3 protein-coding genes are annotated in these 2,000 nt (G+C 60.0%); all 3 read right to left on the reverse strand.

Features of this window, described 5'->3' with window-relative positions; translation table 11 throughout:
- Positions 1 to 249: hypothetical protein (locus AC1DSC_RS32580; protein WP_478132088.1), on the reverse strand; the 249-nt coding region annotated here is incomplete at its 3' end.
- Positions 250 to 585: 336 nt separating this feature from the next.
- On the reverse strand, positions 586 to 1,014 hold the full coding sequence (locus AC1DSC_RS32585; protein WP_412512404.1) for a P-loop NTPase family protein: 429 nt from the start codon (positions 1,012 to 1,014) through the stop codon (positions 586 to 588).
- Between the two features lie 345 nt (positions 1,015 to 1,359).
- Positions 1,360 to 1,809: a GNAT family N-acetyltransferase gene (locus AC1DSC_RS32590; RefSeq protein ID WP_436288347.1), complete on the reverse strand. Its 450-nt coding sequence runs from the start codon at positions 1,807 to 1,809 to the stop codon at positions 1,360 to 1,362.
- Positions 1,810 to 2,000: the final 191 nt, after the last annotated feature.

Raw genomic sequence — 2,000 nt, forward strand, 5'->3', positions numbered from 1 at the left:
GGAAGGAATGCGGTGAGCACCGCGCCATTTTTCAGGATTAGCTTTTGCAAGATCATGCGCCCATACCCACGCGCTTCCGGAAATCAGCAGGCTCAGAAAACATAGAGGAATGCCGATCCAGATGACGCCGACGGCGGCCCACGGTGTCAGCACGCCGCTGATCGCCAGGAGGCCAAGCCAAAGCACAGTAGGGGCTACCCCCAAAAGAATCAGTATGTTGGCAACATTGCGTTTGCTGTCGGAGCTCATCTGATTCACCAAAGTCGTACGGCTTGAATGTCCGCTATCCGCCGATTTTCACTTATGGGAACAATGGCCGACTCTAGCCGATGGCTGACTACTCAGCCGGGTTCTTCCAGCCTGGCCGGAGACCTTGGGCCGCTTCCTCGCGAACCCGTGCGAGGGACGATTCCGAACCGGTTTCCGCCTCGATTTCACCGATGCAGCCCCAGCAATCCCCGCCGCAGTCCAAGGACAGTGGGTCATCCTCTCGACCGAGCTCACGACCACAAATCCGGCAGTTCATTGATGAATGGTGCCACAAGGTTGAGCCACCGGTTTTGGCCGGATTCGGCCTTCTCACGGTCAAGGCCGCCTGAGATGTCCGGTGCTTTCGAGGAAATCGACGCTGCGCCGAAATGTCGACTCGAGGTCAGACGGTTCGATGGAGATGGAAAGTTTCGGCATGGACATCCGTTCGAAGAGCCCGTCGCAGAGTTCCGCGTAGTCGGTCCAAAGCCGGTGCATCCCCTCCGTCCCCTGGAGCTTCCGCCCGAGCGCGTAGGGCGTCTTCTCCAGGTACCGGGATACGTCGGCCGACCACTTTTCTCCCCTGTGGGCGGCGATGCCGCGGGAGTGATCGGTAGCGTCGGTGGGGCGCAGATAGACGAGCACCGGGGAGACTGCTCTCACCGCACGCTCGAACTCTACGACGTAGCCGTGAGCGTCCTCGCGCTCCTGCTCCATCAGGAAGCGCACGGTACTTTGAAAAGCGCTTCCTTCGAGGATGCACAAGCCATGGACGGATTGAGCCCGCTCCGTGAATGCTCGCCAGTGCTGCAAACACCTCGATGCGAATCCCGGCTGTTCCCGAGACGTCGTCAATGACGCGGGGTGTACCGGATGGGTTCGTTCCTCCTCTCGGTGCCACACGGCCCGACGTCCGGAAGAGAGAGCGAAGGCACAGAGGCGCTCCGCCAACGTGGTCTTGCCTGTTCCCGGTAGCCCTTCCACCAGAATCAACTTCACAACACTACTTTCACTCGCGCGGCCGTGGATTCGGCCAGAGCTGATTGTGCCCAGCGCTTGGTCGCAGGCAACGAATGTCCACGGTTGGCCGATTCTGCCTGTCGGCCGCCCTCACCGTTGCGGGCCGACCGGACGACGGGCCAAAAAGCAATGCGTGTCGTTGACGCTTTCCTGGACAAATCCATGGCGAGCGTACAGCTCTCCAACCGGATTCCACTTCAGATGCTCTAGCCGTACCACTTCGTTGTCCTGGTCTGCCTGTCCCAGCACGTGCCGGAGCACAGCCGAGCCAATGCCGAAGCGCTGAAAGGCTGGCAGAACGTAGAACTCGCCAATGCGGAGGTGACCATCGACCTTCCACGTAGCAATCGTGCCGACTGGCGTCGCGCCGTTAAGAATGACCGACCATGGGCGTTCTTGCCACCGGCTCAGATGCAAATTTCGCTGAAAATCGTCGTCCCATCCCCACCGCGCGGCAACATACGGCCCCAACGCCTGACGCTTTGCATCGAACGCAAACTCGAAATCTGACTCGACGGCGGTACGTATTGTTGGGGCCATGGGAGGTCGCGTGCGAACGTCTGGTTTTGGCCGACTGTAGCCCGCGGCGCGTCACTTCCGCGAACGGCTACCAAACCTTGTACCAAGGCTTCTTATCCCTCGGTGGCTCAGGAATCGCCTGAAGCTGGCGGTGCAACTGCCCCATTAGAGATTGATAGACCCGCATGCTGAACAGCTGCATGTTCGAGACC

The sequence above is a fragment of the Variovorax sp. 01N425 genome (assembly GCF_056399465.1).